The sequence below is a fragment of the Arthrobacter sp. TB 26 genome, assembly GCF_000427315.1.
Lineage (GTDB): Bacteria > Actinomycetota > Actinomycetes > Actinomycetales > Micrococcaceae > Arthrobacter.
Genome location: NZ_AUPJ01000392.1, coordinates 1 through 4,436, shown reverse-complemented (window position 1 = coordinate 4,436; position 4,436 = coordinate 1). Strand labels below are relative to the sequence as shown.

The following is a 4,436-nucleotide window of genomic DNA, read 5'->3' as shown; positions in this document are numbered from 1 at the left end:
TCCTCCGCGGCCTGGCGGACGTTCACCAGCCCCGACGGCAAGGTCAGCTTCGACTATCCGGGCTCCTGGAGTGTTTCCGCACCGGCCGGGGCTGCCGGTTCCGGGGACGTGGACGTGGACGTCGCGGACGAGTCCGCTGTGGTGGTGGCGTCGCTGCACCTCGGGCCGTATGGCGGACTCGGCGGCGCATGCCAGGGCGCCGTTCCCTACACGGTTCTTGACGTGGTTGAAGTCGCTCTTCCGTACCAGCCCTCGAAAGGATCAGTCACACCGAGGTTCGCCTTCCGGGCGCTGCAGGAAACAGGCGGCGTCACGGCGTCCTACGGGCTGACCAGCACCCTGGCCGGGCGGGACGGCACCACGTGCATGTTCTACAACGTCGTCAATGGCCCGCCCGAGTCCCCGATGTACTCCTTCGCCGACGCCTTCCAGGTCAGCGTCGGGGGACCGGAGGAAGTCCCCAATCGCAAGGGTGCCAAGACCTTCCCCTCGATGGACGCCGCCCGGGCCTACATGCAGACCCCCGAATATGTGAATGCCAAGCGCATGATCACCTCGCTGAAGTTCAGCGCGGGCTAGCAGGCGTCTCCAGTCAGCGCCCAGCAGCAAAAAGGCGGGCCGGTCACCTTCGAAAGGTGGCCNCCCGCCGTCGTGTGTGGTGCCCTGCAGGCTACGCCAGGTGCCGTTCCTCCACGCCGTTGTAGGCGCTCAGGGGACGGATCAGGGAGTTTGAGTCCAGCTGCTCCATGATGTGCGCGGTCCAGCCGGTGATGCGGCTGGCGACGAACAGCGGAGTGAAGGTCGGGGTGTCGAAGCCCATGAGGTGGTAGGTGGGTCCGGCCGGGTAGTCGAGGTTGGGCTTGATCGCCTTGGCCTCGTCCATCGCAGACTCCAGACCGTTGTACAGCCCCAGCAGCTCCGGCCTGCCGTAGTGCGCGATCATCTTGTCCAGGGCGGCCTTCATGGTGGGCACCCGGGAATCTCCGTGCTTGTAGACCCGGTGGCCGAAGCCCATGACCTTCTTCTTCTGCGCGAGGGCATTCTCCATCCACGCCTTCGCGCGGGTGGCTGCCTCGTCCAGCGACTCCTCCGGGCGGATGCCGATCTCGTCGAAGGTGTGCATCACGGCCTCGTTCGCACCGCCGTGCAACGGGCCCTTGAGCGCGCCGATCGCCCCGGTCACGGCCGAGTGCAGGTCCGAGAGGGTCGAGGTGATCACGCGGGCCGTGAATGTCGAGGCGTTGAAGGAGTGCTCGGCGTACAGGATCATCGAGACGTTGAAGGCCTCGACGACTTCCTGGACCGGTTCCTCGCCGAAGGCCATCCAGAGGAAGTTGGCGGAGTAGTCCAGGTCCTCGCGGGGCTCCACCAGTTCCTGGCCGTGGCGGCGGCGCTGGTCGTAGGACACCACGGCAGGCATCGCGGCGAACAGGTCCGCAGCCTTGGCCATGTTGGCCTCGCGGGAGGAGTCCTCAGCGAGCGGGTGCCGGGCGCCCATGACGGAGGCTGCCGTGCGGCAGACATCCATCGGGTGCGAGGTGGTGGGCAGCGCGTCGATGACCTGCTTGACCACGGGGTCCAGCGATCGTCCGGCGCGTTCCCGGGCCGTGAACTCCGCCAGCTGCTCCGGCGACGGCAGTTCGCCGTTCCAGAGCAGGTAGGCGACTTCCTCGAAGCTGCACTTGGCGGCCAGCTCCTGCACGGGGTACCCGCGGTAGAGCAGTGAATTGGTATCCGGGTTCACCTTGGAGACCGCGGTGTAATCCACCACGACGCCGGCGAGGCCCTTTTTGATCTCTTGTTCAGCCATGCTGAAACTCCTTTGTTCCTGTCGCCTGTTGAGCCGGCCGGAGCCGGAAGTCGGATGCGGGGCTTACTGACCCGGGATCTGGAAATTGAAAACTCCGGTATCGAAGCTGTTGTAGGCCTCATAGTCGACGAGGTCATACAAACGCGCCCGGGTCAGCATGTTCCCGACCTGGGCCTCCTGGGTACCGTCAGCCTTAATCGATTCCAGCGTACGCTCCGCAGCGCCCATGGCACTACGGAGCAGGGTCACCGGGTAGATGATCATGTTGACTCCGACGCCGGCGAGCTGGTCCACCGTGAACAGCGCACTCTGGCCGAACTCGGTCATGTTGGCCAGGATCGGCACGTCGACGGCGTCGCGGATCGCCTGGAACTCGCGCAGGTCCTTCATGGCCTCCGGGAAGATGGCGTCAGCCCCGGCCTCGACGAGCGCTTTCGCGCGGTCCTGGGTTGCCTTGAGGCCATCGGTGGCACGGATATCCGTCCGCGCCATGATCAGGAAGTTCGGATCCCGCCGGGCGTCGGCCGCGGCCCGGATGCGCTTGGTGGCGGTGTCCAGGTCCACAACGTTCTTGCCGTCGAGGTGGCCGCAGCGCTTCGGGTTGAACTGGTCCTCGATGTGCAGGCCGGCGAGGCCGGCGTTCTCGAGTTCCTGGACCGAGCGCGCGACATTCATCGGCTCGCCGAAGCCCGTATCGGCGTCGACGATGCTGGGCAGGTCGGTCATCCGGGCGATCTGCCCGGCGCGGGTGGCCACCTCGGTGAGGGTGGTCAGCCCGATGTCCGGCAGGCCCAGGTCATTGGCCAGGACGGCGCCGGAGATGTAGACCCCGGCGAAGCCCTTCTCCTCGATCAGCCGGGCCGAGAGCGGGTTGAACGCTCCCGGGAACTGCTGGATCGTGCCGGATGCCAGGAGTTCGCGGAAGCGGATCCGCTTCTGTTCCGGCGTGACCTTCGAATACAGCATTAGAAGAGTCCCTTCGGTGCGGCGGCCAGGTCGATCACGCCGTCGGCGGCCTTGATGTTGAGCTGGTCCAGCTCACCGGCGGCCAGCTCGGGCAGGCGGGCGGCGGCGGCCAGGAAGCGTTCGATTTCCTCTTCGGCCACGAGGCCGGCGGCGAGGGTGCGGAACTTGTTCACGTACTGTTCCCGCGCGAACGGCCGGGCGCCCAGCGGGTGGGCGTCGGCGACGGCGATCTCGTCGGTGATGACGGCGCCGTCCTTGAGCGTGATGACGACGGTGCCGCCGAAGGCCTTCTCGGCGATGTCGAGGGAGTGGTAGCGACGGGTCCATTCCGGATCCTCGACGGTGGTGACCTTGTGCCACAGTTCCACGGTGTCCGGACGCGCGGCGCGCTCCGGGGCGTAGGAATCGACGTGGTGCCAGGCGCCGTCCTGCAGGGCCACCGTGAAGATGTACGGGATGGAGTGGTCCAGCGTTTCGCGGCTCGCCGTCGGGCTGTACTTCTGCGGATCATTGGCGCCGGAGCCGATCACGTAGTGCGTGTGGTGGCTGGTCTTGATCAGCACGGACTCCACATTGGCCGGGTCGGTGACCTCCGGGTGCTCGCCGTGGAGCTTGCGGGCCAGGTCGATCCACGCCTGGGCCTGGTACTCGGCCGAGTGCTCCTTGGTGTAGGTGTCCATGATGGCGCGCTTGGTTTCGCCGGGCGTCGGCAGCGGCACGGTGTAGGAGGCGTCGGGGCCGTCCAGCATCCATGCGATCACGCCGTCCTCGCCCTCGTAGATCGGCACGGGGGAGGTCTGGCCGCGCATGGCGCGGTCCGCGGACTCCACGGCCATTTTGCCGGCAAACGCCGGGGCGTGGGCCTTCCAGGTGGAGATCTCACCCTTGCGGGACTGCCGGGTGGCGGTGGTGGTGTGCAGGGCCTGGCCGATGGACTGGAAGATTGTCTCGACGTCGAGTCCCAGCAGGGTGCCGATGCCGGCGGCGGCGGACGGGCCGAGGTGCGCGACGTGGTCGATCTTGTGCTTGTGCAGGCAGATGGCCTTGACCAGGTTGACCTGGATCTCGTAGCCGGTGGCGATGCCGCGGATCAGGTCCTGGCCGGTGGAGCCCACGTGCTGGGCGACGGCGAGGATCGGCGGGATGTTATCGCCCGGGTGGGAGTATTCCGCGGCGAGGAACGTGTCGTGGTAATCGAGTTCACGGACGGCGACGCCGTTGGCCCAGGCCGCCCATTCCGGGGCCACACGCTCCTCGATGCCGAAGACTTTGGAGCCCTTGCCGCCCGTGGTGGGGCCGTGGGTCAGTGCCTGGGCGCGGGCCGCGACGATCGGTGCGCGGTTCAGCGAGGCAATGGCCACCGAGGCGTTGTCGATCACCCGGTTGATCACCATGTCGGTGACCTCGTCGGAGACGGCAACGGGGTCCGCGGCCACCTTGGCAATCTTGAAGGCGAGCTGGTCCTCGCGGGGCAGGTTTTCCTCGCTCTTGTAAACGCGGACGTGGTGTTCCTTGACCATGGTGCTCCTTAGTTAGTGAGGTACGTGGGTGGCTTTGACATGGGTAAGACTGCGGTGCAGATGGAGCGTCGTGGCGGCCTCGGCCAGCCGGGGGTTGCCGGCGGCGATCGCCTCGGCGATGGCGGCGTGCTCGGCGGCGG

At 66.9% G+C, this 4,436-nt stretch carries 4 protein-coding genes and 1 pseudogene; 1 reads left to right on the top strand and 4 read right to left on the bottom strand.

Annotated features, from left to right (window positions below; translation table 11 throughout):
- The coding region (locus K789_RS25455; protein ID WP_024367516.1) for a hypothetical protein at positions 1–579 on the top strand (579 nt) is incomplete at its 5' end.
- A 91-nt stretch (positions 580–670) separates the two neighbouring features.
- Here K789_RS25455 and K789_RS0115265 read toward each other — a convergent pair.
- The 4 genes and pseudogenes from K789_RS0115265 to K789_RS0115250 form a co-directional block, all read right to left on the bottom strand.
- Positions 671–1,810, bottom strand: a complete 1,140-nt coding sequence (locus K789_RS0115265; protein WP_024367515.1) for a bifunctional 2-methylcitrate synthase/citrate synthase — start codon at positions 1,808–1,810, stop codon at positions 671–673.
- Positions 1,811–1,873: 63 nt separating this feature from the next.
- The gene (gene prpB / locus K789_RS0115260; protein WP_024367514.1) at positions 1,874–2,776 is read right to left on the bottom strand and encodes a methylisocitrate lyase; all 903 of its coding nucleotides are present in this window, start codon (positions 2,774–2,776) and stop codon (positions 1,874–1,876) included.
- Complete coding sequence (locus K789_RS0115255; RefSeq protein ID WP_024367513.1) at positions 2,776–4,296, bottom strand: MmgE/PrpD family protein; 1,521 nt, start codon at positions 4,294–4,296, stop codon at positions 2,776–2,778. Before K789_RS0115255 ends, prpB begins: the two co-directional genes overlap by 1 nt.
- Positions 4,292–4,436, bottom strand: a pseudogene (locus K789_RS0115250) (GntR family transcriptional regulator); the annotation flags it as partial. The pseudogene K789_RS0115250 and the gene K789_RS0115255, both read right to left, overlap by 5 nt.